This is a genomic window from Blastococcus saxobsidens (assembly GCF_002938435.1).
In the GTDB taxonomy this organism is placed as follows: Bacteria; Actinomycetota; Actinomycetes; order Mycobacteriales; family Geodermatophilaceae; genus Blastococcus; species Blastococcus saxobsidens.
This window is the reverse complement of the sequence record NZ_POQT01000016.1, coordinates 57,222-81,666: the sequence shown is the minus strand read 5'-3', so window position 1 is coordinate 81,666 and position 24,445 is coordinate 57,222. Positions and strand designations below refer to the sequence as shown.

General features: G+C 73.4%; 30 protein-coding genes. 6 read left to right on the top strand and 24 right to left on the bottom strand.

Annotated elements, in window-relative coordinates; genetic code table 11:
• Nucleotides 1-206: 206 nt before the first annotated feature.
• The 6 genes from C5507_RS11695 to C5507_RS11670 all read right to left on the bottom strand — a co-directional run bounded on the left by C5507_RS11695 (nt 207) and on the right by C5507_RS11670 (nt 4,360).
• Nucleotides 207-461, bottom strand: a complete 255-nt coding sequence (locus C5507_RS11695) for a hypothetical protein (protein WP_207225630.1) — start codon at nt 459-461, stop codon at nt 207-209.
• 529 nt (nt 462-990) lie between these two features.
• Nucleotides 991-1,488, bottom strand: coding sequence for a DUF427 domain-containing protein (locus tag C5507_RS11690; RefSeq protein ID WP_104528712.1), 498 nt, complete (start codon nt 1,486-1,488; stop codon nt 991-993).
• 96 nt (nt 1,489-1,584) lie between these two features.
• Complete coding sequence (locus C5507_RS11685) at nt 1,585-2,229, bottom strand: dihydrofolate reductase family protein (RefSeq protein WP_104528693.1); 645 nt, start codon at nt 2,227-2,229, stop codon at nt 1,585-1,587.
• A 232-nt stretch (nt 2,230-2,461) separates the two neighbouring features.
• Entirely contained in the window at nt 2,462-3,415 is a 954-nt protein-coding gene (locus C5507_RS11680; RefSeq protein WP_242610911.1) for a DUF6910 family protein, read from the bottom strand.
• Nucleotides 3,416-3,425: 10 nt separating this feature from the next.
• On the bottom strand, nt 3,426-3,941 hold the full coding sequence (locus C5507_RS11675) for a DinB family protein (RefSeq protein ID WP_104528692.1): 516 nt from the start codon (nt 3,939-3,941) through the stop codon (nt 3,426-3,428).
• A gap of 44 nt (nt 3,942-3,985) precedes the next feature.
• Nucleotides 3,986-4,360: a hypothetical protein gene (locus C5507_RS11670; protein WP_104528691.1), complete on the bottom strand. Its 375-nt coding sequence runs from the start codon at nt 4,358-4,360 to the stop codon at nt 3,986-3,988.
• A gap of 126 nt (nt 4,361-4,486) precedes the next feature.
• On the opposite strand from C5507_RS11670, the gene C5507_RS11665 reads away from it, so the two are divergent.
• A complete protein-coding gene (locus C5507_RS11665) occupies nt 4,487-4,711 on the top strand; it encodes a hypothetical protein (RefSeq protein ID WP_104528690.1) in 225 nt (74 codons plus the stop codon).
• Between the two features lie 12 nt (nt 4,712-4,723).
• On the opposite strand, the gene rdgB is transcribed toward C5507_RS11665, so the two are convergent.
• The gene (gene rdgB, locus C5507_RS11660; protein WP_104528689.1) at nt 4,724-5,335 is read right to left on the bottom strand and encodes an RdgB/HAM1 family non-canonical purine NTP pyrophosphatase; all 612 of its coding nucleotides are present in this window, start codon (nt 5,333-5,335) and stop codon (nt 4,724-4,726) included.
• Nucleotides 5,332-6,072 (bottom strand): ribonuclease PH, encoded by a 741-nt coding sequence (gene rph, locus C5507_RS11655; RefSeq protein WP_104528688.1) that lies wholly within the window; start codon nt 6,070-6,072, stop codon nt 5,332-5,334. Before rph ends, rdgB begins: the two co-directional genes overlap by 4 nt.
• A gap of 104 nt (nt 6,073-6,176) precedes the next feature.
• Between rph and C5507_RS11650 the strand changes: the two genes are divergently transcribed.
• The gene (locus C5507_RS11650; RefSeq protein WP_104528687.1) at nt 6,177-6,581 is read left to right on the top strand and encodes a YjbQ family protein; all 405 of its coding nucleotides are present in this window, start codon (nt 6,177-6,179) and stop codon (nt 6,579-6,581) included.
• Nucleotides 6,582-6,633: 52 nt separating this feature from the next.
• Nucleotides 6,634-7,122, top strand: coding sequence for a thioredoxin-dependent thiol peroxidase (gene bcp, locus C5507_RS11645; RefSeq protein ID WP_104528686.1), 489 nt, complete (start codon nt 6,634-6,636; stop codon nt 7,120-7,122).
• A 3-nt stretch (nt 7,123-7,125) separates the two neighbouring features.
• On the opposite strand, the gene C5507_RS11640 is transcribed toward bcp, so the two are convergent.
• The 7 genes from C5507_RS11640 to C5507_RS11610 form a co-directional block, all read right to left on the bottom strand.
• Nucleotides 7,126-7,611: a DUF4262 domain-containing protein gene (locus C5507_RS11640; RefSeq protein ID WP_104528685.1), complete on the bottom strand. Its 486-nt coding sequence runs from the start codon at nt 7,609-7,611 to the stop codon at nt 7,126-7,128.
• Between the two features lie 98 nt (nt 7,612-7,709).
• Nucleotides 7,710-8,657 (bottom strand): DNA polymerase domain-containing protein, encoded by a 948-nt coding sequence (locus C5507_RS11635; protein WP_207225629.1) that lies wholly within the window; start codon nt 8,655-8,657, stop codon nt 7,710-7,712.
• A 59-nt stretch (nt 8,658-8,716) separates the two neighbouring features.
• A complete protein-coding gene (locus C5507_RS11630; RefSeq protein ID WP_104528684.1) occupies nt 8,717-9,460 on the bottom strand; it encodes an MBL fold metallo-hydrolase in 744 nt (247 codons plus the stop codon).
• Complete coding sequence (murI, locus tag C5507_RS11625; protein ID WP_104528683.1) at nt 9,457-10,290, bottom strand: glutamate racemase; 834 nt, start codon at nt 10,288-10,290, stop codon at nt 9,457-9,459. Before murI ends, C5507_RS11630 begins: the two co-directional genes overlap by 4 nt.
• Before the next feature lie 67 nt (nt 10,291-10,357).
• Nucleotides 10,358-11,308, bottom strand: coding sequence for a PLP-dependent cysteine synthase family protein (locus tag C5507_RS11620; RefSeq protein WP_104528682.1), 951 nt, complete (start codon nt 11,306-11,308; stop codon nt 10,358-10,360).
• A gap of 49 nt (nt 11,309-11,357) precedes the next feature.
• The gene (locus C5507_RS11615; RefSeq protein WP_104528681.1) at nt 11,358-11,636 is read right to left on the bottom strand and encodes a MoaD/ThiS family protein; all 279 of its coding nucleotides are present in this window, start codon (nt 11,634-11,636) and stop codon (nt 11,358-11,360) included.
• A gap of 162 nt (nt 11,637-11,798) precedes the next feature.
• Nucleotides 11,799-12,284: a M67 family metallopeptidase gene (locus C5507_RS11610; RefSeq protein ID WP_104528680.1), complete on the bottom strand. Its 486-nt coding sequence runs from the start codon at nt 12,282-12,284 to the stop codon at nt 11,799-11,801.
• Nucleotides 12,285-12,389: 105 nt separating this feature from the next.
• On the opposite strand from C5507_RS11610, the gene C5507_RS11605 reads away from it, so the two are divergent.
• Nucleotides 12,390-12,743: a hypothetical protein gene (locus tag C5507_RS11605; RefSeq protein WP_104528679.1), complete on the top strand. Its 354-nt coding sequence runs from the start codon at nt 12,390-12,392 to the stop codon at nt 12,741-12,743.
• Here C5507_RS11605 and C5507_RS11600 read toward each other — a convergent pair.
• Nucleotides 12,682-13,179 carry a DUF2017 family protein gene (locus tag C5507_RS11600; RefSeq protein WP_104528678.1) on the bottom strand — a complete coding sequence of 166 codons (498 nt, stop codon included), beginning with the start codon at nt 13,177-13,179 and terminating at the stop codon, nt 12,682-12,684. The two genes, C5507_RS11605 and C5507_RS11600, sit on opposite strands and share 62 nt — an antisense overlap.
• A 61-nt stretch (nt 13,180-13,240) precedes the next feature.
• On the bottom strand, nt 13,241-13,537 hold the full coding sequence (gene clpS, locus C5507_RS11595) for an ATP-dependent Clp protease adapter ClpS (RefSeq protein ID WP_104528677.1): 297 nt from the start codon (nt 13,535-13,537) through the stop codon (nt 13,241-13,243).
• A 59-nt stretch (nt 13,538-13,596) separates the two neighbouring features.
• Between clpS and C5507_RS11590 the strand changes: the two genes are divergently transcribed.
• Nucleotides 13,597-14,880 (top strand): nicotinate phosphoribosyltransferase, encoded by a 1,284-nt coding sequence (locus C5507_RS11590; protein WP_104528676.1) that lies wholly within the window; start codon nt 13,597-13,599, stop codon nt 14,878-14,880.
• Between the two features lie 95 nt (nt 14,881-14,975).
• Nucleotides 14,976-15,542, top strand: coding sequence for an isochorismatase family protein (locus tag C5507_RS11585; protein WP_104528675.1), 567 nt, complete (start codon nt 14,976-14,978; stop codon nt 15,540-15,542).
• Nucleotides 15,543-15,619: 77 nt separating this feature from the next.
• Here C5507_RS11585 and serB read toward each other — a convergent pair whose 3' ends face one another.
• The 7 genes from serB to C5507_RS22830 form a co-directional block, all read right to left on the bottom strand.
• Nucleotides 15,620-16,903 carry a phosphoserine phosphatase SerB gene (gene serB / locus C5507_RS11580; protein WP_104528674.1) on the bottom strand — a complete coding sequence of 428 codons (1,284 nt, stop codon included), beginning with the start codon at nt 16,901-16,903 and terminating at the stop codon, nt 15,620-15,622.
• A gap of 131 nt (nt 16,904-17,034) precedes the next feature.
• Nucleotides 17,035-18,792, bottom strand: a complete 1,758-nt coding sequence (ctaD, locus tag C5507_RS11575) for an aa3-type cytochrome oxidase subunit I (protein WP_104528673.1) — start codon at nt 18,790-18,792, stop codon at nt 17,035-17,037.
• A 64-nt stretch (nt 18,793-18,856) separates the two neighbouring features.
• Complete coding sequence (locus C5507_RS11570; protein WP_104528709.1) at nt 18,857-19,705, bottom strand: methyltransferase domain-containing protein; 849 nt, start codon at nt 19,703-19,705, stop codon at nt 18,857-18,859.
• 11 nt (nt 19,706-19,716) lie between these two features.
• Entirely contained in the window at nt 19,717-20,226 is a 510-nt protein-coding gene (locus tag C5507_RS11565; RefSeq protein ID WP_207225628.1) for a metallophosphoesterase family protein, read from the bottom strand.
• Nucleotides 20,227-20,320: 94 nt separating this feature from the next.
• Nucleotides 20,321-21,277 (bottom strand): cytochrome c oxidase assembly protein, encoded by a 957-nt coding sequence (locus tag C5507_RS11560; RefSeq protein ID WP_242610909.1) that lies wholly within the window; start codon nt 21,275-21,277, stop codon nt 20,321-20,323.
• A 103-nt stretch (nt 21,278-21,380) separates the two neighbouring features.
• Complete coding sequence (locus C5507_RS11555) at nt 21,381-22,298, bottom strand: cation diffusion facilitator family transporter (RefSeq protein ID WP_104528671.1); 918 nt, start codon at nt 22,296-22,298, stop codon at nt 21,381-21,383.
• Nucleotides 22,299-22,404: 106 nt separating this feature from the next.
• A complete protein-coding gene (locus C5507_RS22830; protein WP_242610908.1) occupies nt 22,405-24,348 on the bottom strand; it encodes a M23 family metallopeptidase in 1,944 nt (647 codons plus the stop codon).
• Between the last annotated feature and the right edge of the window lie 97 nt (nt 24,349-24,445).

Below are 24,445 nucleotides of genomic sequence, written 5' to 3'. Positions count from 1 at the left end.
ACGGGGCATCAGTGGTCTCCTATGCAGAGAGGCTTCACGGAACACGGCAGGACCCCGGGCTGGATCCGGTGTGACGAACGTAACGATGGGCTCTGACACTTTTCGGCCTCGAGAAGTGCGCAGGATCGCGATGGGCGGAGAGCGCGTCGGCCTGAACCGGACGGCGGGCGAGGAGCAGCCGGTGCGCCCCGCCCGCCGTCCTCGGGTCAGCGGCCGACGCGGAACTTGATCGGCGTGCCGTCGGAGATGGCCTGCGCATACTCGGTCAGCTCCGGGTCGGTGATCTTCCCACCGTCCCGCTCCCAGGCCCGCTTCAGCGCAGGCTTGATGACGGACACCGGCTTACCCCGGTACTGCCGCCCGAGCTGAGCGAACAGACGGTTGGACTCGTCGGCGGCCTGGCGCTTGGCCTGGTCCGTGAGCTTCTTGATGGCCCGGTCGTCGAACTTGAAGTTGGACACGGCTGTGTTGCCTTTCCCCGCGCGGGACGTTCGCCCGACTTCGGAGAACGCACTGGTGCCCCTGCGAAACCGCGCGGGTCGCCGCGCCGCGACCGTTCCGGCCTTGCTACCGTTCCGCGCCTACGGCCAAGTAGATGCACCCCGGTACGTGGACACCGACCTCGGTCGATCCGCGACCGGGGTGCTGGCGTTCTCGTCGGATTTTGCCAGCGTGATCGGACAGTTTCGTTCCGACACTCCGAACGCGCGTTCGATCCGCGCCGATCCAGCCAAGCGGGAGCGGGCTGCTCCCCTCACTCACGGACCCAACCCAACGTTTGACCCAATGAGCTACGGCGATCACGGGTGATCAGCGGCTCTCTGGCCGAACTTCGATCCGGACCGTCCTCGCAGGTGAAAGGCCGAATCCCCAGGCCAGCGGCATGAGTCGTCAAGGCCCTGCGTCGTCCTTAGGATCTGGTGCCTTCGGGCGTGGGGGTTCGACTCCCCCCTCCCGCACACAAGGCAATCCCGTGGTGCCGCACACCGGTCACCAGCCGCGGGTGCCCGGCTCCCCCTTGAACGGGCCGACGACGTCGGAGGTGATCCAGCCGCCGTAGAAGTCACCGGCCTGGGCGCGCACCGGCTGCGCGTCGACCGTCGCCGACTCCAGCCGGCTGGGGTAGAAGGCGACCGCCCCGCGCAGGTGCTCGTAGCCCGCGGTCGGCTGCTCGTACGACCAGGCCACGGAGGGGTGCCGGACGCCGTCGACGACGGCGTCCCAGTAGGTCGCCGTCCCCTTCCACTCGCACCACGAACTGCCCTGGCCGCGCTCCAGGACACCGGGGACGACGTCGTCGGCCGGCACGTAGTAGACCGGCGGGTGGCTGGTCTCGCAGACCCGGACGGCGCGGTCGGTGCTGGCGATCACCCGGCCGCCGAGCACGGCCTCCACCCGGCGGCTGGTGATCTCGGCCGACGGCGGCCGGGGGTAGTCCCACACGGACTCCTGGCCCTGGCCTACCGGGTCGGGACGGGGTGCACGCATGCACCGAGTGTGCGCCTTCCCCGCCGGCGGTTCCCGCACGGCCGGGTCGGCGACCGCGCCGGGCGGTGCGGACACCGGGCGGCGGGTCGGTCCGGGTCAGCCGTCGTGCCGGGCACCGCGGTCGGGTGCGCCCATGTCCCCCGTCGCGGGCGTGCCCTCGGCGAGCCCGTAGCGCAGGTAGACGGTGCCCTTCGGGCTGGCGACCGGCGGTTCGAGGAGCGTGATGTTGGTCGGCACCGCGCCACCGTCGAACACCTTCTTCCCGACGCCGAGCACGACGGGGTGCACCCACAGGTCGAGGCGGTCGAACAACTTCTCCCGCAGGAGCGTCTGCACCAGGTCCAGGCTGCCCACGACCGTGACGTGCTCGTGCCGGTCCCGGACCTCGCGCACCGCCCCGGCCAGGTCCGGGCCGAGCTGCGTGGACCCGGCCCACGACAGGTCGGGCCGGCCGCGGGAGGCCACGTACTTCGGCACGCTGTTGAACAGCGCGGCGATCCAGCCGTCCTCGCCGCCCTCCTGGTGCGGCCAGTAGGCGGCGAAGATGTCGTACGTCCGCCGGCCGAGCAGCAGGGCGTCGGTGCCCTCGTACGCGGCACCGATCTGCGCCCCGGCGACCTCGTCGATCAGGGGCGCCTGCCAGCCGCCGAAGGGGAACCCCTCCGGGTCCTCGTCGGGGCCGCCCGGTGCCTGGCCGACGAGGTCGAGGGTCGCGAACATCTCGATGTGGATGAGTCCCATGCCGTGCTCCTGAGGGATCGGTCGTCCTGTCAGGGGGTAGACCGGGGGCCGCCGGCGGACTCATCGCCGCGAACGTTCCGGTCCCGCCGCGCCCCGCCGCCTCTGACCACCCGGCGAAGCGGTCGTGGCGCCGATGCCGCGTGCGACGGCGACGGTGCCGCTCGCGTCCCGCTGCTGCTCCCGCCGGCGGGAGCTGAGGCACGACAGTGGGTGCGGGCGCCGCCGGAGGCGGTCAACCGAGGTGGACGCGCAGCTCCAGCTCGGCCGACGGCGTCGCGGGGTCGTCGTCGTCCACGACGGCGAGCAGGTGCACCCGGCGCCCCTCGACGCGGCGCAGCGCCAGTCCCTCCACCTTGCGCACGTGGCCGTCGAGCTCGGGGATCGGCGCCACCGCCAGCACCGTCTCGCCGTCCAGCAGGGCGATCGCGGTGGCGACCACCGGCCCGTCGTCGACCGCGTTCGGGGTGTCCTCCGCCGCGGCGCTCAGCAGCGTCCGCCCGTCGGGGAGGGCGATCGCGTCTGTGACGGCCAGCCCGACGCCCTCGACCTCGCCGAGCTCGTACTCCCGCGGCTGCTCCACCGCGACGGCGGCGGCGTCGGCCCGGCCGAGGACGGCGGCCACCAGGCCCTCCAGCGGCACGTCCACGCTGGCCGACCGGACCCCGGCGTTGAGGTTGCCCCGGTTGAACCACCGGATGGTGGCCCCGTGGCGGCTGGCGCCCTCCAGGTTCAGGTGGTCCATGGGCAGGCCGAGCCCCGCGGCCACCCGCTCGTAGAGCCCCGGCAGGTCGGCGGCGTGCACGACCGGCTCGCCGCCCTCCAGCCGCACCAGCACCGCCCGCATGCGCCGGGGCGAGGAGCCCGAGCCGAGCAGGAGCACCGCGGGCTCGCCGTCGACCTCCGCCGGACAGGCCACCTCGAGGTCCGGCTTGAGGTGCTTGGTCCCCGCGGGCTCGCTGAACGCGTCGTGCCCATCGACGGGCGGCAGCACGCGGACCGGGTGCACCCCGTCGTCGCGGCGCCAGGCGGCGATCGTCGAGTCGTCCTGCGCGATCAGCCACCCCTCCCCCAGGGGCGCGACCCCGGAGGCGGCCGTCACCGGCGAGCCGTCGTCGAACCGGAGCGTCCTGGCACTGTCCACGAAGACCCGCACCCGCGAGGAGTGCCCCCGCGGGACGCCGCTCACGCCCGGGGGCTCAGTAGTAGCTCTTCTCGCCGTCGAGCATCTCGCGCAGCAGGTCCAGGTGCCCGACGTGCCGGGCGACCTCCTCCACCATGTGCCCGAGGATCCAGCGCAGCGTGAGCGTGTCGGCCCGGTGCCCGCGGTTGCGTCCGCGGTCGTCGAGGGAGGCAGCCGCGACCACCGCCTCGGACGCCGCGCACTCCCGGGCGTACTCCTCCAGCAGCTGCGCCAGCGGCACCCCGTCCACCCGGAAGTCGGCGTCCGCCACGTCGCCGAACTGGGGGTTGGCCGCCATGTCGCGGTCGAGGAAGAGCACCTGGAACCAGCAGTGCTCCACCCAGCGCAGGTGCGACACCAACCCGGCCACCGTCATCAGCGGCGACGTCGGCACCAGCGGCCGGTGCGCGGCGGCGTCGTCCAGCCCCTCGCACTTGTGGTGCACGAGCGACCGCTGCAGGTTCAGCCAGCCGAGCAGCTGGGTCCGCTCGTCGCCGTCTCCGGCCGGTCGCACGCGCGCAGGGATGGTCACGACGTCGGACGCTAGCGGCCGGCGGCGGAGGACGTCAGCGCGGATCAGGTCCAGAGGACGGCGACGAAGACGTTCAGGATGGCCAGCGCACCGGTGGCGTGGAAGAACGGCAGCGGCGACTTCGGGTCGGCCTGCCCGGCGGCGGCGGCCCGCTGCTTCCGTGCGGCCAGGAACACCGTGACGACGGCGAGCACGGTGACGACGAGCTTGACGCCGATCTTCGCGTGGTCGACCGGCAGGTCGCCGGCCTCCCGGATGCCCACCAGCGCCAGACCGGAGACCAGCTGGACCAGGGCCCCGATCTGCAGGAGCCCGGGCTGGAAGTTCGCCTTCCGGCTCACCTGGAAGAGGAACGGCCCGATGATCAGGGACAGCCCGATGATGTGGACGACGACGAGGAGAAGGCGCACGAACTCCATGTCGGCAGGCTACTGACCAGCACCGTGTGCGGTGAGCCACCTTCCGACCACGGAACGTTCACCCGGCCGGGTGGGTTTCGGGGCGGGGCCCTCGGGTTCCCCCGCCGCGCGGCCGATCAGGAGGGCATGACCTCCAGCGCCTCCCCGAACGCCACCTGGCTGCCTGCGGCGATGCTCCGTGCCGCCGTCGTGCACCCGACCGGCGCCGCGCCCGCCCGTGGCCGGCACCGGGCGCCGGAGTTCGGCCGCGAGGCGCACGTGGCGACGCAGGAGCAGCTGGTCCGCCCGGGCCGGCACGCCGAGCCCGAGGAGGAGGACTCGCTGGCCTGGCTGGGCTTCAGCTTTCGCTGACCCACGCGCGGCTCAGCGAATGCCCAGCACCTCCGCCAGGACCGGCACCAGGGCGGCGAAGGCCTGCCCCCGGTGGCTGCGCGCGTCCTTCTCCGCCGGCGCCAGCTCCGCGGAGGTGACCTCCAGCCCCTCCGGGACGAAGACGGGGTCGTAGCCGAAGCCGTTGCTCCCCCGCTTCCCGCGGATCACCGTTCCGCGCCACTCCCGCTCCAGCACCCGCTCGGTGCCGTCGGGGGTCACCAGTGCCGCGGCGCAGACGAAGGCCGCCCCACGACGCTCGTCCGGGACGTCGGCCAGCTGCCCCAGCAGGAGCGCGGTGTTGGCGTCGTCGTCGCCGTGCCGACCGCACCAGCGCGCCGACAGCACCCCCGGCATCCCGTTGAGGGCGTCGACGGCCAGTCCCGAGTCGTCGGCCACCGCGGGCAGCCCGGTGTACCGGACCGCCTCCCGCGCCTTGAGCAAGGCGTTCTCGGCGAAGGTCGCGCCCGTCTCGGGCGCCTCGGGGTAGTCGTCGACGTCGCGCAGGCCCACCACGTCGACGCCGGGGACCGCGCTCTGCAGCAGCCGCTGGAGCTCGGCGAGCTTGCCGGCGTTCCGGGTGGCGAGCAGCAGGCGGGTGGTCACCGGGCGAGCGCCTCGGCCTGGAGCCGGGTGAGGTCGGCGCACCCGGCCACCGCCAGGTCCAGCAGCGCGTCCAGCGTCGGCCGGTCGAAGATCGCGCCCTCCGCGGTGCCCTGCACCTCGACGAAGCCGCCGTCGCCCGTGCAGACGACGTTCATATCGGTACCGGCGCGCACGTCCTCCTCGTAGGCGAGGTCCAGCCGCGGCTCGCCGTCGATGACGCCGACGCTCACGGCCGCGACCGACTGGACGACGGCGTTCTTCTTCGCGAGCTTCTTGCGGTCGTCCAGCCAGGAGACGGCGTCGGCCAGGGCCACGTAGGCGCCGGTGATGGCGGCGGTCCGCGTGCCGCCGTCGGCCTGCAGGACGTCGCAGTCGATGGCGATGCTGTTCTCGCCGAGGGCACCCAGGTCGATGGAGGCGCGCAGCGAGCGGCCGATCAGCCGGCTGATCTCGTGCGTGCGGCCACCGATCTTGCCGCGCACCGACTCGCGGTCGCTGCGGGTGTGGGTGGCGCGCGGCAGCATCGAGTACTCGGCGGTCACCCAGCCCAGGCCGGAGCCCTTGCGCCAGCGCGGCACCCCCTCGGTGACGCTGGCGGCGCACAGCACGCGGGTGCGCCCGAACTCCACCAGCACCGAGCCCTCGGCGTGGTCGAGCCAGTTGCGGGTGATGGTCACCGGGCGGAGCTGGTCGGCCGATCGGCCGTCGGGGCGGGCGGTGGTTCGAGGCTGCGTCACGTGTGCCGACAGTAATGGGCGTCGCCGGGGTCCTCCCCCCGGCGACGTCGCGCTCCTCGCCTCCCGGGCAGGCGACGGGCTCCGGCAGCGGCCAGGATCGGGGCATGAGATCGGAGCTGCGTGCCGTCCGGACCGGTGCCGTCCCCGTCGTCGTCGACCTCACCGACGAGTGCGCCGAGTTCGTGCGGCAGGAGGGCGACGGGCTGCTCCACGTGTTCGTGCCGCACGCCACCGCGGGGCTGGCGATCCTGGAGACCGGCTCCGGCAGCGACGACGACCTGCTCGCCCAGCTCGACGAGCTGCTGCCGCGCGACGACCGCTGGCAGCACCGGCACGGCAGTCCCGGTCACGGCCGGGACCACGTCCTGCCGGCGTTCGTGCCGCCGCACGCCAGCGTGCCGGTGCTCGAGGGCCGGCTGATGCTGGGCACCTGGCAGCGCATCTGCCTGGTCGACACCAACACCGACAACCCCCAGCGGCAGGTGCGCTTCTCCTTCCTCACCGGATGAGCCGCGCCGCCCCCTTGCGAGGCCCCACCGGGGACACGGCAGGATTCACCGCATGACCGCGACCGACGCCGCACCCGTCCGCCTCACAGCCGGCGACCCCGCGCCGGAGTTCACGCTTCCGGACGCCCAGGGCACCCCGGTGTCGCTGTCGGACTACCGCGGCCGCCGGGTGATCGTCTACTGCTACCCGGCCGCGATGACGCCGGGCTGCACCACCCAGGCGGTCGACTTCACCGCCGCGGCCGGCGACCTGGCCGAGGCCGGGCTGGACATCATCGGCATCTCCCCCGACCCGGTGGAGAAGCTGCTCCGGTTCCGCGACAAGGAGGAGCTGGCGATCACCCTGGTGTCCGACGAGGACAAGCAGGTGATGAAGGCCTACGGCGCGTACGGCACCAAGAAGCTGTACGGCAAGGAGGTCGTCGGGGTCATCCGCTCCACGTTCGTCGTCGACGCCGAGGGCCGGATCGAGAGCGCCGCCTACAACGTGAAGGCGACCGGGCACGTGGCCAAGCTGCGGCGCGACCTCGGCCTCGATTGAGGTTCACGCCCGCCAGGTGCCCGGCCGGGGCTGGCACTCGGGCGGGCAGGGACAGCCGGGGTCCCAGGGGAAGGCGCCGCCCTCGTGCGCCCAGGTCAGCTGGTACGCCGGCACGGAGAACTCGTCCGGGCGCTGGTAGAAGCGGTTCGCGGAGAACAGGATCTCGGCCGGGTTGGGCAGCGGCTCCACGGTGAGCAGGCGCTCGCCGCCCTCCAGCACGACCAGTTCGCCCGGCAGCAGGTCCCGACCGCCGAGCACCAGGGCGGCCACCTCGTCCAGCACGTCACCGGTGGCGCCGTGACCCAGCCCCACCACGACCAGCTCGGGGTGGCCGACCCCGAACAGCCCGACGGTGTAGCCGAACGGCGGCTCGTCCGGCCCCTCCCCTCGCTGCACGTACTGCACGGCCACCCGATGACTGCGGATGGTCCGGGTGAGGTGGGCGTCCTCCTGGTCGAGCCAGGCGATGAGCTGCGGGTCGTGCGTCACGCCGTCAGCCTGGGCGGCGGGACCGACAGGATCGCCACCCGGGCCGGAGCTGTGGACCGACGTCCCGGGTGTGGACGGGCCCGGCACCGCGAGGGGTGTCAGTCGCTCGCCTCGCGGGCGCGCTTGCGCCGCTTGCCCTCGTGCATCGCCTGCACGCGGGCCACCGGGATGGTGTGCCCCTGCGCCACGAGCTCGTCGGGCAACTGCTGCGGTGCCGGCAGCGCCTCCGCCCACGGGTCCCGGTCCCCGAGCAGCCGGGCCGCCGTCGTCACCGTGAAGTCCCCGGGGCGGACGTCGTCCAGGTCGTCCCACCCCACCGGGAAGGAGACCGGCAGCCCGGGGCGGATGCGTGGGCTGTAGGCGGCGACGATGGTGCCCTGGCCGGACCTGGTGGAGTCTACGAACACCCGGCCGCCCCGGTCCTCCAGGAGGTAGGCGGTCGTCGCCAGCTCGGGGTCGAGGGCGGCGGTGCGTGCCGCCAGCGCGCGGGTCGCCGCGGCGACGTCCTCCACCGGCGAACCGTGCACCGGGACGACGACGTGCAGGCCCTTGGACCCGCTGGTCTTCACCGCTCCCCCGAGCCGCGCGTCCTCCAGCGCCCGGCGCACCAGCCGGGCCGCGGCGACGACCACCGGGAACCCGGCGCCCTCCGGTGGGTCCAGATCGAGCACCAGACCGGTGGGACCGGCCTCGCCGACGCGGAGGAAGGGGACGTGCAGCTCGACGGCCCGCTGGTTGCCGAGCCACAGCAGGGTGCGCCGGTCCTCGCACAGCACCTGGTGGATCTCGCGGTGCGAGCCCTCCGACCAGACGGGGACGGTCCGCACCCACCCGGGGGCGCCCTTGCTGGCGTTGCGCTGCATGAACGGCGGCTGCCCCGGCCGGACCCGCTTCACCGACAGGGGGCGTCCCGCCAGGAGCGGCACCAGCCGGTCGGCGACGGCGTCGAAGTGGTCGACGAGCGCGCGCTTGGCAACCTCCAGCCCGTCGCCCAGCGGCGAGTCCAGGTTGCTCAGCGCGACGCCGTCGCGTTCCTCGTCCACCACGGCGATCACGCTGCCCGGACGGAGGAGCGGGAGCAACCGCGGGCCCCCGGTAGGGCGGTCTAGATGTCGTAGACCCCGCCCGGACGCACCAGTTCGGTCTCGGAGAAGACCGAGCTGGCCGCGAACAGCTGCCCGATGTGGTCGACCCAGGCCGGGACGTGGGTCAGCAGCAGACGCCCGACGCCGGCAGCAGCGGCGTGCTGAGCGGCCTGCCGCCCGGTCAGGTGCAGCCCCGGCGGCTGGTCGGGGGCGTTGTCCGGGTGCGCGGCCTCGGCCAGCAGCACGTCGGCGCCGCGCGCCAGCTCCACGACGTGATCGCTCGGCCCGGTGTCGCCGGTGTAGACGAGGGTCCGCCCGCCGGCGGTCAGCCGGATGGCATAGCACTCGACGGGATGCGCCGTGCGGGCCAGCTCCACCGCGAACGGCCCGATCGTCAGGGCGCCCGGGCCCACGGGGACGAAGTCGAGGACGTCGGTCAGCCCGTCGCCGTCCATGTCGTAGGCCAGTGCCAGGCGGCGCTCGGCGCCCACCGGCGCGTACAGCGGCACGAGCGAGCGTCGCGACCGGCCCGAATAGCGGTGCCAGACGACGAGCGGGGCCACGTCCAGGCAGTGGTCGGCGTGCAGGTGGGAGAGGAACACGGCGTCGATGGACCCCGGGTCGACGATCGCCTGCAGGGCCCCGAAGGCACCGTTGCCCAGGTCCAGCAGCAGCCGGTACCCGTCGTGCTCGACCAGGTAGCTGGACGCCGGGGAGTCGGGGCCCGGGCCGCTGCCGCAGCAACCGATGACCGTCAGCTTCACGCGGCGCCCACCGTCCCGGCCCGCAGCACAGAGCCGACCTCCGGGCCCAGGAAGCGCCGGCCCAGCCGGGCGAACGGTTCCGGGTCCCCGGTGGCCAGGAAGGCGTGCGACGGCGGCGGGGCGTCCTCGTCGCGCAGCAGGTCGGCGTTGGTCAGCACCCGGTACACGTCCTTGGCCGTCTCCTCGGCGCTCGACACGAGCGTGGCGTCGTCACCCATGACGAGGGAGATCACGCCGGTCAGCAGCGGGTAGTGCGTGCAGCCCAGGACGACGGTGTCGACGCCGGCGACCAGCAGCGGGTCGAGGTAGGACTGCGCGAGGCCCACCAGCTGGCGGCCGCTGGTCACGCCCCGCTCCACGAAGTCGACGAAGCTCGGGCACGCCGCGGACGTCACGGTGACGTGCGGGGCCGCGGCGAACGCGTCGTCGTAGGCGCCGCTGGTGACCGTCGCCTGGGTGCCGATGACACCGATCCGGCCGGTGCGCGAGGCGGCGATCGCCCGCCGCACGGCGGGCAGCACCACCTCGACGACCGGCACGTCGTACCGCTCGCGGGCGTCGCGCAGGGAGGCCGCGCTGGCCGAGTTGCAGGCGACGACGAGCATCTTCACGCCGCTGTCGACGAGCTCGTCCATGACCGCCAGCGAGTGCCGGCGCACCTCGGCGATGGGCAGGGGGCCGTAGGGGCCGTTCGCCGTGTCACCGATGTAGCGGACGGCCTCGTTCGGCAGCTGGTCCAGCACGGCGCGGGCGACGGTGAGCCCACCGACGCCCGAGTCGAAGATGCCGATCGGCGCGTCTGCTCCGCGCCCGGCTGCCGTCGTCCCCATGTCGCCGGTCAGGCTAGCCGCCGCCTCCGACGACCGCCCGCACGGCCGGGGGGCGCCGGTGAGGGGCTCAGGCCCAGAGCTGGCCCTCGAGCGCGGAGGTGGCCTCCTCCAGCGTGCCCGCGTAGGCGCCGGTGGAGAGGTACTTCCAGCCGCCGTCGCAGACGATGAAGACGATGTCGGCCTTGCGACCGGCGGCCACCTCCTTGTCGGCGATGCCGAGCGCGGCGTGCAGGATCGCGCCGGTCGAGATGCCGGCGAAGATGCCCTCGCGCTCCACCAGCTGGCGGGTGCGGTGGATGGCGTCGTCGGGACCCACGGAGAACCGGGAGTCCAGCAGCGAGGCGTCGTAGAGCTCGGGGATGAAGCCCTCGTCGATGTTGCGCAGGCCGTAGACGAGCTCGCCGTAACGCGGCTCGGCGGCGATCACCTGCACGCCCGGCTTGTGCTCGCGCAGGTACCGCGAGACGCCCATGAGGGTGCCGGTCGTGCCGAGGCCGGCCACGAAGTGGGTGATCGACGGCAGGTCGGCGACGATCTCCGGACCCGTGCCCTCGTAGTGCGCGAGGGCGTTGGCCGGGTTGCCGTACTGGTAGAGCATGACCCAGTCGTCGTGCTCGGCGGCCAGCTCCTTGGCCATCGCGACGGCCTGGTTGGAGCCGCCGGCGGCCGGCGAGGAGATGATCTGCGCCCCGTACATCTCCAGGAGCTGCCGGCGCTCCACCGAGGTGTTCTCCGGCATCACGCAGATCAGCCGGTACCCGCGCTGGCGGGCCACCATGGCCAGCGAGATGCCGGTGTTGCCGCTGGTCGGCTCGAGGATGATCGAGCCGGGCTGCAGCAGCCCCTCCTTCTCGGCGGCCTCGATCATCTTGATCGCCGCCCGGTCCTTGATGGACCCGGTCGGGTTGTGGTCCTCGAGCTTGGCCCACAGGCGCACGTCGGAGGTCGGCGACAGGTTGGGCAGCCCCACGAGCGGGGTGCCGCCGAGCGAGTCGACGAGGGAGGCGAAGCGGGCCATGGGAACTCTTCCAGGAGGCGGGACGGGAACGGTGCGAGCGGGGAGCCGCTCAGCAACCGCCGGCGACCGCCGGCAGGATCGTCACCGAGTCGCCGTCCTTGACCTGGGTGTCCAGGGCGCCGGTGAAGCGCACGTCCTCGTCGTTGACGTAGACGTTGACGAAGCGGTGCAGCTTGCCCTCCTCGGTGACGAGGCGGTTCTTCAGACCCGAGTGCTTGCTGTCGAGGTCGTCGATTAGCGCGGCCAGGGTGTCCCCGCTGCCCTCGACAGTCTTGTTGCCGCCGGTGTGCGTGCGCAGGATGGTCGGGATCCGGACCTCGATGGCCATGGCGTGCTTCTCCTCGGGACGTGGGATGTCGGGGGCGCTGCGCGCGGCAGCGGTGGTGCGTCTGCTTGCGGAAACAGCCGTGTTCGGCTGAGCATTCCGCGGGCGGCCCCGTCCAGAGGCTCGTCCCGAGCGTGCGAGGGATGAGGAGGACGGGGTCCTCTTTCAGTCGTAGACGACGGTCGTCGGCGAGTGCCCGAACAGGTGGGTCTCGACGATCTCGACCTCCTCCTCCGACACCTCCCCGTCGACGATGCGGTAGCTGCGGAATTCGACCTCGTCACCGGACAGGCCGGTCTCCGGCCCGTGGTGCCGGGTGGAGACGAGGACGTAGTGGGTGCGCGGGTCCGCGGCCGGGCCGGACGCGTAGCCGACGTCGGTCCGCGACGGGTAGGCCTCGGTGGCGGTGTGCGAGTGGTAGACGACCACGGCCCACTCGTCCCGGTCGTCGAGCTCGCGGTAGAGCGCCAGCAGGTCGGTGCTGTCGAACTCGTAGAACGTCGGCGAGCGGGCCGCGTTGAGCATCGGGACGACGCGCTCAGGGCGATCGGTCCCCTCAGGACCGGCGACGACGCCACAGGCCTCGTCCGGATGGTCCTGCCGGGCGTGGGCCACGATGGCGTCGTAGGTCGCGCGGGCGATGCGCAGCACGGGGGCAGTCTAGTGGAAGGACCCTGCTGCCTCCCGACCCCTCGCAAGCTCGCGGCCGGGTCCCTGCAGCAGGGCCATACGGTGAAGAGCGATACGGTCGCCGTCGTGTTGGTCCCCCCGTTGCTGATCGTCGGCGTCCTGCTGCTGGCGCTGCCCGCCCTCGTCCTGGGCGGGAAGGGGCTCTTCCGGCACCGCGGGTACAACGCCGCCGAGCCGGGCGATCGCGCCTCGGTCGTCACCATCGTGCTGCTGCGCGCGCTGCTCCTGCTGCTGCTGCTCCTGGTCTCGGGGGTCGTCCTGCTGTCGACGATCGGCGCGATGGTCGTCGGCGTCGAGCTGCACGGCATGGTCTACGTGCTCTTCGTCCTCGACCTGCTGATGGCGGCGCTGGCCCTGCTCACCTTCGCCCGGCGCGAGCGGCGACCAGGGCGTCGACGAGCGAGCCCTGCACGGCGGTGAGCCAGTAGTAGACCGCCAGCTGGTGATCGGTCTCGTCGACGATCTCCTCCGGCGGCCCGGTGTCCTCGCCGATGTCCAGCCGCGTGCCCAGCGCCAGCCGCAGGTCGTTGCTGGTGCGCAGCCAGGCGCCCGCCTGGTCCGGGTCCAGGCGGATCTCGCCGCCGTCGGCCGGCAGGGTGGCCCGCACCGTGGCGAGGTCGTCCGCCTTGCCGCTGCGCAGCGACTCCTCGGTCATCTCGCGGAAGTCCTGGGCGATCTCGCGGTCGACCCGGTGCCCCGGCGGGAACAGCCGCTCGAGCACGGGGTCGTCCGCCACATCGGTCGCGTCGGCGGCCAGCAGCTGCTCCAGCTGGTCCAGCAGCAGGCCGACGATGCCGGCCTCGGCACGGTCCAGGCGGGCGACCAGCTGGTCACCGCGGGCACGGAACGGCTTCACAGCACTCCTTCGCCGGCAATCGCCGTCTCGGCTCCCCACCGTGCCCCGCCCGGGTGACGGGTCACGAGTCCTTCTGGTAGCTGGCCCACAGGCCGTAGGCGTGCAGCCGGCTGGTGTCGTGCTCCATCCGCTCCCGCGGCCCGGAGCTGACGATCGCCCTGCCCTCGTGGTGCACCTGCAGCATGAGCTCGGTCGCCTTCGCCTCGTCGTAGCCGAAGAGCTCCTGCAGCACGAAGGTCACGTAGGTCATCAGGTTGACGGGGTCGTTCCAGACGATGGTCACCCACGGCCGGTCGAGGTCGCTGTGCTCCTCGACGGTGCTCTCGGGCGTCCATGTCGGCGCCATGGGTCCGGCCACGGGTCCAGCTTAAGGCGCGGCGCTGCCCGCGCACCGCGGTCCGCCTACGCTCCGGAGCCATGCCGACGGCGACCGCGCTGCTCACCGACCGCTACGAGCTGACCATGCTGGCGGCGGCGCTCGCCGACGGCACGGCGGCCCGCGACTGCGTGTTCGAGGTCTTCGCCCGACGACTCCCCCACGGCCGCCGCTACGGCGTGCTGGCCGGCACCGGTCGCCTGCTGGAGGCACTGCCCGGCTTCCGCTTCGGCGAGGACGAGCTCTCCGCGCTGCGCGCCCAGGGGCTGACCGACGAGCGGCTCCTGGACTGGCTGGCCGACTTCCGGTTCTCCGGGGACATCGACGGCTACGCGGAGGGCGAGCTGTTCTTCCCGGGCTCCCCCGTGCTCACCGTGCGGGCGTCGTTCGCCGAGGGCGTGCTGCTGGAGACCCTCGCCCTGTCGATCCTCAACCACGACTCGGCGATCGCCTCGGCGGCGGCGCGGATGGTGGCCGCCGCGTGCGAGCGGCCGTGCATCGAGATGGGCTCGCGGCGCACCCACGAGGAAGCGGCGGTGGCCGCGGCGCGCGCCGCGCACCTGGTCGGCTTCGGCGCCAGCTCCAACCTGGAGGCCGGCCGCCGGTACGGGGTACCGACCACCGGCACCAGCGCGCACGCCTTCACGCTGCTGCACGACGACGAGCGGGCCGCGTTCCGGGCGCAGATCGACACCCTGGGCGTCGGGACGACGCTGCTCGTGGACACCTACGACGTCGAGCAGGGGATCCGCACCGCCGTCGAGGTGGCCGGTCCCGAGCTCGGTGGCATCCGGCTGGACTCCGGTGACCTGCCGACGCTGGCGGCCCGCGCCCGGCAGCTGCTGGACTCCCTCGGCGCGACGCGGACCCGGGTCATCGTCACGAGCGACCTCGACGAGTACGCCATCGCCGGCCTCATGGCGGCGCCGGTCGACGGCTACGGCGTGGGCACCTCGCTGGTGACCGGGTCCGGGGCACCGACGGCCGGGATGGTCTACAAGCTCGTCGAGCGGGACGGGGTGCCGGTGGCCAAGCGCTCCGAGGGCAAGAACTCCGTCGGCGGCCGCAAGTCCGCCGTGCGCCGGCACGCCGCCGACGGCACCGCGACCGCCGAGGTGGTCAGCAGCTCACCGATCCTGCCCAGCGACGGTGACCGCGACCTCGTCGTCCCCCTGGTGCGCGATGGGGAGCTGTGCGACCACGCCTCCCCGGCGCAGGCCCTGCGCACGGCCAGGGACCACCACGCCCGGGTGCGCGAGGCCCTGCCCGCGGAAGCGTGGGCGCTGTCCCGCGGTGAGCCCGCCCTCGAGACCGTTCCCGCCTGACCCGGAGCAGAAGGACCCCGTCCCCCTCGCCCCTCGCACGCTCGGGGCGAGCCTCCGGACGGGGCCGAAGAACGAGCGGAAAGGACCACCATCCCATGACCCGAGCTCTGATCGTCGTGGACGTGCAGAACGACTTCTGCGAGGGCGGCAGCCTCGCCGTGGCGGGAGGGGCCGCCGTCGCGGCCGCCGTCTCTGCGCACATCCGGTCCACGGCCTACGACCACGTCGTGGCCACCCGCGACCACCACATCGACCCGGGGCACCACTTCGCGCAGGCGCCCGACTTCGTGGAGACCTGGCCGGCGCACTGCGTCGTCGGCACCGAGGGGGTGGAACTGCACCCGGCGCTGGACCGCGGGCCGATCGAGGCGGTGTTCGACAAGGGCGAGTACGCCGCCGCCTACTCCGGCTTCGAGGCCAGCAGCGAGGGCACGGCGCTGGCCGACTGGCTCCGGGCCCGCGGCGTGGACGCCGTGGACGTCGTGGGCATCGCCACCGACCACTGCGTCCGGGCCACCGCGCTCGACGCGGTCGGCCACGGGTTCGCCACCCGGGTGCTGCTGCCGCTCACCGCCGGCGTCGCCGAGGCCACGGTCGACGCCGCCCTGGACCAGCTGCGGACCGCCGGCGTCGAGCTCGAGGGCTCGCCTCGCACGGCCTGAACGCCGCTGCGTCGACGTCCACCCTCGTCCCGCGGCGTCCGCCCCCACCGGAGACGGTGAGGGCGGAGGCGCCATGATCAGGTTCCCTGATCGTGGCCGCCCGCGTCGAGGATCTCGTCGCGCGAGAAGCCGAGCACCTGCAGGACCGCGTCCAGGTAGGGCTGGTTCAGCGCGGTGTGGGCCTGCTCCCGCACGAACGGTTTCGCGTTGAAGGCGATGCCCAGACCGGCGGTGTTGAGCATGTCCAGGTCGTTGGCGCCGTCGCCGACCGCCACGGTCTGGTCCAGCGGGATGCCGTACTGCTCCGCGAAGCGGGCCAGGGCACGCGCCTTTCCCGGCCGGTCCACGATCTCGCCCACCAGGTCCCCGGTGAGCCGGCCGTCGACGACCTCCAGGGTGTTGGCCGCGGCGAAGTCCAGGCCCAGGCTCTCGGCCAGCGGATCGGTGATCTGGGTGAAGCCGCCGCTGACGATGCCGCAGCGGAAGCCGAGCCGCTGCAGGGTCCGGATCAGGGTGCGCGCCCCGGGCGTCAGCACCAGGTGCTCGCGCACCTCGTCCAGGACCTCCTCGGGCAGCCCGGCGAGCACGGCGACCCGCGCCCGGAGCGACTCGGCGAAGTCGAGCTCGCCGTTCATGGCCGCGGCGGTGATGCGGGCGACCTCGGCCGCACGCCCCGCACGGGCGGCCAGCTCGTCGATGACCTCACCCCGCACCAGCGTGGAGTCGACGTCCAGCACGATGAGCCGCTTGCTCCGCCGGGCCACCCCCACCTGCTCGACGGCGATGTCGGCGCCGGTGGCGGCGGCCACGGCTCCCAGCGCGGTGCGCAGCTCGGTGGACTCCGCCCCGGAGACGGTCAGCTCGAAGCTGGTGACCGGGTAGTCGGAGAGCCGACGGATCGCGTCGATGTTGCCGCCGATGCCGGCCACGGCGCGCGCCGCGCCGGCCACGGCCTCGGGGGGCACCGGCCGGCCGAGCACGATCACGTGGTGCGGCCGCCCCACGGGGACCGGTGCGGGTACCGGTCCGCCCGCGGACTCCACCGTCACCCGGACGCCCACCGCGGCCTCGACCTCGCCGGCCACCCGCTCCAGGTGCGCCAGCAGGGCCGGCTCGTCCGCCGGGGGGCGCCCGTCGGCGGTCAGGGCCGCCACGACCACGCCGAGGACCAGGTGCCCGTGCACGACCACCTGCTCGACGTCGAGGACCTCGACGACCGGGCTGTCGTCGGTGATCGCCGACAGCGCACCGAACAGCTGCGCCGTCACCCCGGGGCGGTCGGCGCCGGTGACGGTCAGCACGGCCCGCGCCGCTCCGGGATCGGCGACCGACGGCTGGCGAGGTGTGGGGTGGAGCGGCACGGCGCCATCGTGCCTGACCCACCCCCGGGAAACGCCGAGAGGCCCAGGACCGTGGTGGTCCTGGACCTCTCCGTGGCCCCCTGCAGGGCCCCGGCGCGAGCTTGCGAGCGACGGGGGGCAGGGGGTGTTTTTCAGGTGGGGTCGGGGTCGTTCGGCCCCTGCCGGCGGCCGGCGGTGCCGCCGAGCTCGCTGACGCCCGCGTAGGGCTCGTGCCGCTTGCCGACGTGAGCCTCGTCCTGCAGCCGCTGGAGGAGGTGCGGATAGTGCGCCTCGAACGCCGGACGCTCCGAGCGGATCTTGGGGATCTCGACGAAGTTGTGCCGCGGCGGCGGGGACGACGTCGCCCACTCCAGCGAGTTGCCGTGGCCCCACGGGTCGTCGCGGACCGCGAGCTTCCCGTACTTCCACGACTTCACGACGTTGTAGACGAACGGGATGGTCGCTGCACCGAGCACGAAGGAGAAGATCGTGGAGATCGCATGCATGGTCGTGAACCCGTCCGTGGCCACGTAGTCCACGTACCGGCGCGGCATGCCTTCGGCGCCCAGCCAGTGCTGGATCAAGAACGTGCCGTGGAAGCCGATGAAGGTCAGCCAGAACTGCAGCTTCCCCAGCCGCTCGTCCATCATCCGGCCGCACATCTTCGGGAACCAGAAGTAGATGCCGCCGTAGGCGGCGAACACGACGGTGCCGAAGACCACGTAGTGGAAGTGCGCGACGACGAAGTAGCTGTCGTTGACGTGCCAGTCCAGCGGCGGGCTGGCCAGCAGCACGCCGGTGAGCCCACCGAGGAGGAAGGTCACCAGGAAGCCGACCGCGAACAGCATGGGCGTCTCGAAGGTGAGCTGCCCGCGCCACATGGTGCCGATCCAGTTGAAGAACTTGATGCCGGTGGGCACGGCGATCAGGTACGTCAGGAAGGCGAAGAACGGCAGCAGCACGGCGCCGGTCGCGAACATGTGGTGCGCCCACACGGCCACCGACAGCGCGGCGATGGAGCAGGTCGCGAAGACCATGCCCTTGTAGCCGAACAGCGGCTTGCGGGAGAAGACCGGGATGATCTCGGTGATGATGCCGAAGAACGGCAGCGCGATGATGTAGACCTCGGGGTGCCCGAAGAACCAGAACAGGTGCTGCCACAGCATCGGGCCGCCGTTCTCATCCGAGTAGATGAGGGCGCCGAGGTTGCGGTCGGCCAGCATGCCGAAGATCGCGGCGGTCAGGATCGGGAACGCGAAGAGGACGAGAACGCTGGTGATCAGCGTGTTCCAGACGAAGATCGGCATCCGGAACAGCGTCATGCCCGGCGCGCGGAGGCAGACGATCGTGGCGATGAAGTTGACCGCGCCGAGGATCGTGCCCAGACCGCTCACGGCCAGGCCGGCGAACCAGAGGCTCGCGCCCGGCCCCGGCGAGTGCACGCCGTTGGACAGCGGCGCGTAGGCGTACCAGCCGAAGTCGGCGGCGCCACCCGGCGTGAGGAAGCCCGAGACGGCGATCAGGCTGCCGAAGAAGAACAGCCAGAAGGACAACGCGTTCAGCCGCGGGAACGCGACGTCGGGCGAGCCGATCTGCAGCGGCATGATCAGGTTCGAGAACGCGAAGAACAGCGGCGTCGCGAACATCAGCAGCATGACCGTGCCGTGCATGGTGACCAGCTGGTTGTACTGCTCGGGCGAGAGGAACTGCAGGCCCGGGCGCCCCAGCTCGCCACGCATCAGCATGGCCATCAGTCCGCCCAGGATGAAGTAGGCGAACGAGGTGGCCATGTACATCAGACCGATGGTCTTGTGGTCGGTGGTCCGCAGCAGGTTCGACAGCCGCGAGCCCTTCTCGACCACGTGAGCCGGGCTGGGCCGGCTCACGATGGGCGCCGGTGCAATCGTCACGGCTGGCAGCTTAGACCGTGTGGCTCGTCGGCTCAGGACGGGCGTGGCGGGCGTGGCGGAACGATCACCGGACGCGCGCGTACGTCGTCACGTCGACCGAGATCGTGAGCTGCGTGGACGCCGGGAGATGCCGCAGGGACGCCGCCAGACCGTCCGGCGTGAGGTGGCGGGCGTGCGGCCCCATCCCCACCAGGGTGGCGATGTCCTCCCGCTGCACGGACGCCGTCCAGCGGTGCGCGGACCCGCCGACGCGCGCCAGGTGCGGCTCGAGGGTGGCGGCCAGCCGCTCTGCCTTCGCCGGGTCGACGCGGAGCAGCCCGAGCGGGCCGACGATCTCCGCGAGGTGGTCGGGAGCCGGTGTCACCACCACCAGGTGACCACCAGGTCGCAGCACCCGGGCGATCTCCGGCCCGTTGCGCGGGGCGAAGACGACGAGCACCCGGTCGGCGACGCCGTCGAGCACCGGCAGCCGCGCCCAGGCGTCCGCCACGACGGCAGCGGCGCGGGGGTGCGCCCGGGCGGCCCGGCGCGCGGCGTAGCGGGAGGCGTCGAGCACCAGACCCACCGCGCCGGGGAGCCGGTCGAGCAGCCGGGCCAGGTGGTGGCCGGTTCCGCCGCCGAGGTCGAGGACGGTGCGGGGCGGCACCTCCCCCGCCGAGGAGACGGCCTGGCCCAGCGCCGCCGTCAGGCCGTCGTAGTGACCGGCCGAGAGGAAGGCCACCCGGTCGGCCACCATCTCCGCCGAGTCGCCCGTCGGCGGGCGGCGGTCCGGGGGCAGCAACGTGAGGTGCCCCTGCCGAGCGCGGTCCACCCGGTGCCCGGCGGCGCACCGCACGCCCGTCCCGGAGGGATCCAGCTCGAAGGGCGCCCGGCAGACCGGGCAGGCGAGCAGGGCGACGGCGCGCGGGTCCAGCGGCGGGGCGCTCACCGCCGCGGCGGGACGGCGTGGAACGTCACGTCGCGCAGCCGGCCGTCGTCGGCCACGGCGGTGACGTAGGTGCCGTGCGGCTGACGACGCCGGTCCGTCGGTGAACCGGGGTTCAGCAGCCGCAGACCGGAGGCCGCGGTCGTGTCCCAGGGGATGTGGCTGTGCCCGAACACCAGCACGTCGACATCGGGGAAGCGGGCGGCGCACCGCGCCTCGCGCCCCTTGGCGTCGCCCGTCTCGTGCACGACGGCGAACCGCAACCCCGCCACCTCGAACCGGGCCACCTCGGGCAGCCGCTCCCGCAACGGTCCGTGGTCGTTGTTGCCGTACACCGCCTCGAGCCGCCGCGACCGCCGCTCGTACTCGTCCAGCAGCGCGACGTCCACCCAGTCCCCGGCGTGGACGACGACGTCCGCGGCCTCGATCTCGGCCCACAACGCATGAGGCAGGTCACGCGCCCGCTTCGGTACGTGCGTGTCGGAGGTGAACACCATCGAAACAGGCACGACGACATGGTGGCAGGCCACCACGTTCCTGGATCGGCCGACGACCCGGCCCCTCCGGGGGCGCGGGCCGCTCGCGCCCCGGGCCGGGCTCAGCTCAGCCCCGCTCGGCCAGCTGCCTCAGCCGGGCGTTGTAGGCGTCGAGCTCGGCGTCCCCGGAGCGGTCCTCGGCCCGGTCCAGCCGCCGGGCGTGCCGGTCGTCCGAGCGGGCCCAGGAGAAGAAGACGACCGCGAGCACGAGCACGGTGGGCAGTTCGCCGAAAGCCCAGACGATGCCGCCGGCCACGCCCTGGTCGCGGAGCGGGTCCACGCCCCACCCGGCCGGCGGCTCGGCGAAGCTGTCGACGACGAGCGAGCCGGACATCATGATCGCCACGCCGAAGAACGCGTGGAACGGCACCGGCAGGAACAGCTCGATCATCCGCCCCGGGTGGCTCATCGTCCGCGGCCACGGGTCCTGGGCCACGATCGGGCCGAAGAACAGCAGCCCGGTGACGACGAAGTGGGCGAGCATGACCTGGTGCCCGACCGGGTTGGCCATGAGCGCGTCGAACAGCGGCGTGAAGTAGACGCCGTAGAGGCTCGCGATGAACAGCGGCACGCTGAACAGCGGGTGCGCGACGAACCGGGCGAACCGGCTGTGCAGCAGGTCCAGGAGCAGCGCGCGCGGTGTGCCGGCGGCGCCCTGACCGCGCGGCAGGGTGCGCAGCGCGAGGGTGATGGGCGCGGCGAGGAGCAGCAGCAGCGGCGTGATCAGCGACAGCACCATGTGCTGGGTCATGTGGATGCTGAAGATCACCATGCTGTAGCCGTTGAACCAGGTGCCGGTGACCGCGAACAGCGACGCACACCCGGTGATCCAGGCCAGGGTCCGCCACCACGGCCAGGACACCCCGGAGCGACGCAGCCGCACCACTGCGGCCACGTACACGGCGATCCCGACCAGGCTGAGGACGGCGAGGACCGACCAGCCGTCGAGGTGCGGCAGGAACAGCCGGCCCGCCGTCGGCGGGACCTCGGGGACCCACATGCCCGAGTGGTGCCCGTGCTCCACCGCGATCTCCTCCTACCGGCCGGTCCGCCCTCCCACTGTCCCACCGCGGCGGCCGGCTGGAGCGGCCACCCTTCCGGGACCCACGCCGAGCAGGGGGCCTCGTTCAGTCGTGGACGGGCGCCTCGTGCCCCGCGTGCGACGCGGCCTCGATCTGGAACGTGCAGTGCTCGACGTCGAAGTGGTCCCCCAGACACGAGCACAGGGCGTCGAGCACCCGTCCGCCGTGGCCGGCGGCCAGCGCCTCGTCCGACACGACCACGTGCGCTGACAGCACCGGGAGCCCGGAGGTGATGGTCCAGGCGTGCAGGTCGTGCACCCCCTGCACGCCCTCGACCCCGAGGATGTGCGCCCGCACACGGTCCATGTCCACGCCCCGGGGCGCCGCCTCCAGCAGCACGTCCAACGCCTCGCGCAGCAGGTGCCAGGCGCGCGGCAGCACCAGGGCCCCGATGGCCAGCGACGCGACGGTGTCCGCCGGCGTCCACCCGGTCGTCGCGATGACGACGGCGGCCACGATCACCGCCACCGACCCGAGGGCGTCGGCGAGCACCTCCAGGTAGGCGCCCCGCACCGCGAGCGACTGGCCCTGCCCCCGGCGCAGCACCAGGAGCCCGGCCAGGTTGACCACCAGGCCGACCGCCGCGATGGCCAGCATCGGACCCGAGTCGACCTCGGGCGGGTCCCCGATCCGACGGACGGCCTGCACGAGCACGAAGCCGGCCACCCCCAGCAGGAGCAGTCCGTTGGCCACGGCGGCCAGGATCTCGGCGCGCTGCCAGCCGAAGGTGCGGCGTCCCGCGGCCGGCCGCTGCGCGAGCGTGACCGCTCCCAGCGCGAGGGCGATGCCCGCGGCGTCGGTGGCCATGTGGCCGGCGTCGGCCAGCAGGGCCAGCGATCCGGAGACGACGGCGCCGACGACCTCGGCGACCAGCACGCCGACCGTGAGCACGAGGACGACGGCGAGCCTGCGGCGCTGCGGCCCCGCGGCCGTTGCCGGCCCGTGCGCGTGGCCGTGCCCCATCGACTTCTCCTCGACCCGTGTCGGACGACGCTCCAGTGTCCCCTGTGCACGATGCCCCCTTCCGGAACAGCCGGCAGGGGGCATCGCGTCGGTCGTGCGGGGGCGGTCAGACGTGGACGCCGCGCTCCCGGAGATAGGGCAGCGGGTCGACCTTCTGCCCGTTGAGGCCGCCGACGTGCACCTCGAAGTGCAGGTGCGGGCCGGTGGACTGCCCACGGTTGCCCAGCAGGGCGATGCTGTCGCCGGCGCGGACGATCTGGCCGGCCTCGACCAGGACCTCGTCCATGTGGCCGTAGACGGTGACGTCGCCGTTGTCGTGCTGGATGTAGACCGCGAGGCCGAAGCCGCTGGCGGGCCCGGCCTCGAGCACGACGCCGTCCATGACCGCGCGCTCCGGGGTGCGCATCGGCGCGGCCAGGTCGATCCCGGCGTGCAACGTTCCCCAGCGGGCACCGAACCCGCTCGTGAGCCGTGCACCGTCCACCGGGTGCACGACCTTGGGCCGGGCTGCCTCGGCCGCCGCCTCGGTGGCGACGCGGTCCGCCTCGGCCTGGGCGTCCGCGGCGGCGATCCGCTCCGCGTCGCGCTCGGTGCGGCTGGCCACCAGCTCGCTGAGCCGGTCGGTGGCGTCGGCGTCGATGATCTCGCGCGACGGCGCCTCGGCCTGCAGCCCCAGCTGCTCGGCGACGCTGACCGAGTGGCTCACGGTGGTGGTCGCGACCGCGGTGGGCGTTCCCGTGGAGGCACCGCTGATGCTCATGGCACCCAGGAGCGCGGCGGCCAGGTAGAGGGCGGGCCGACGGCGTGCGATCGCCGCGCGCCGGGTCAGCAGTCCCCGGCGCCCGCGGGCGAATGCCGCCACGACACGGGTCGGGTCGGCGGCGGGCGCGGACGGCTCGGTCGCCGGCGGCGCCTCGACGACCACCGGGGTGGCCGGCGCGGACCGGACCTCCTCCTTGACGACGACGACGGGCTCGGCCGGCGCGGGCACGGGCTGCTCGACGAGCGCGGCGAGGTCGGCCAGCGCGGCCGGTGCGACGGCGCGCTTGTACGGCGTCGGGCGGCGGGCCGCCGGGGCCTTCGTCGCGGCCTGGGCCACGACCGTCCGCGCTGCGGTGATCCGCGCCGAGCGCGGCGTCTCGGCGCGGTGCCGGCCACCGCTCCGGGAACGGCCGGCGGGCCGGTCGGACGCCGGGGTGGCGGTCGCCGCCGTGGCCCGTGCCGCCTTGGCGGCCCCGGGCTTCGCAACGGCTGCGGACTTGGTAGCGGGCTCGGCAGCCGCGGGCTTCGCAACGGCCGCGGACCTGGTAGCGGTCGCCTTGGCGGCCGCGGGCTTCGCAACGGCCGCGGGCTTCGCAACGGCCGCGGGCTCGTCGGTCGCGGGCTTGACAGCGGTCGCCTGGGCTGCGGTGGGCTTGACAGCCGCGGCCTTGGCAGCGGCCGCCTTGGCGGCCGCCGGCTTCACGGCCGCCTTCGCGGTCGCCGCCGTGGCAGCGGGCATCTCGGCAGCCGCGGCCTTGGCGACGGCGGCCTTCACCGCGGTCACCTCGCCGGCGACCGGCTCGGCAGCGGCGCTCCTCGCGGCAGCGCGCTTGGCCGCCCCAGCCGCACGAGCCGCGGTCGCGGCCTTGCGGGTCGCGGCGGCAGTGGCCGTCGCCGCCTTGGCCGAGGCGGCCTTCGCCGTGGCGGCGGTGACGGTCACGGCCTTGGAGTTCGCCGCCTTGGCCGTCACCGTCCGAGCCGCCTTCGCCTTGGCGGCGAGGGTTCCTGCCGCACCGGCGGCGGACGTGCCGCCCGTGGCGCGCGCAGCGGTCTTGGCCGCCCGGGCGCCCCGGGTCGCCGTGGTGGGAGTGGTCGAGTCGGTGGCCCTGCCGGCCCCACCCTGCTGCGCCTTCCCCTGGCGCTGCGGCGGGACCGTGGACTCGGCCTTCTCCCCGCGGTTCCCGCTGGACGAGGTGCTCGTCGAGCGAGAAGGGGCGAGCGCCGTGGTGGCCTGATCGACCGGCGCCGCGCCCTCTGCGAGGAGGCGGTCGTGGTGGAGCGAACTCATGCACCTGACTTCCGTCGGCGGACATTGCACAGGACTCCCGGGGAGAGGAGCGGGGCCCATGTAAACACGGCGTGATGGTTTCGTGATCTCCGGAACG

Coding starts and splice junctions, on each gene's coding strand:
- C5507_RS11620 (WP_104528682.1), bottom strand. CDS start 11,308: ATGGCCCGCTTCGCCTCCCTCGTCGACTCGCTCGGCGGCACCCCGCTC.
- C5507_RS22830 (WP_242610908.1), bottom strand. CDS start 24,348: ATGAGTTCGCTCCACCACGACCGCCTCCTCGCAGAGGGCGCGGCGCCG.
- C5507_RS11650 (WP_104528687.1), top strand. CDS start 6,177: ATGAGATCGGAGCTGCGTGCCGTCCGGACCGGTGCCGTCCCCGTCGTC.
- C5507_RS11665 (WP_104528690.1), top strand. CDS start 4,487: ATGACCTCCAGCGCCTCCCCGAACGCCACCTGGCTGCCTGCGGCGATG.
- C5507_RS11615 (WP_104528681.1), bottom strand. CDS start 11,636: ATGGCCATCGAGGTCCGGATCCCGACCATCCTGCGCACGCACACCGGC.
- C5507_RS11585 (WP_104528675.1), top strand. CDS start 14,976: ATGACCCGAGCTCTGATCGTCGTGGACGTGCAGAACGACTTCTGCGAG.
- murI (WP_104528683.1), bottom strand. CDS start 10,290: ATGGGGACGACGGCAGCCGGGCGCGGAGCAGACGCGCCGATCGGCATC.
- C5507_RS11555 (WP_104528671.1), bottom strand. CDS start 22,298: ATGGGGCACGGCCACGCGCACGGGCCGGCAACGGCCGCGGGGCCGCAG.
- bcp (WP_104528686.1), top strand. CDS start 6,634: ATGACCGCGACCGACGCCGCACCCGTCCGCCTCACAGCCGGCGACCCC.
- C5507_RS11670 (WP_104528691.1), bottom strand. CDS start 4,360: ATGGAGTTCGTGCGCCTTCTCCTCGTCGTCGTCCACATCATCGGGCTG.
- C5507_RS11690 (WP_104528712.1), bottom strand. CDS start 1,488: ATGCGTGCACCCCGTCCCGACCCGGTAGGCCAGGGCCAGGAGTCCGTG.
- C5507_RS11590 (WP_104528676.1), top strand. CDS start 13,597: ATGCCGACGGCGACCGCGCTGCTCACCGACCGCTACGAGCTGACCATG.
- C5507_RS11685 (WP_104528693.1), bottom strand. CDS start 2,229: ATGGGACTCATCCACATCGAGATGTTCGCGACCCTCGACCTCGTCGGC.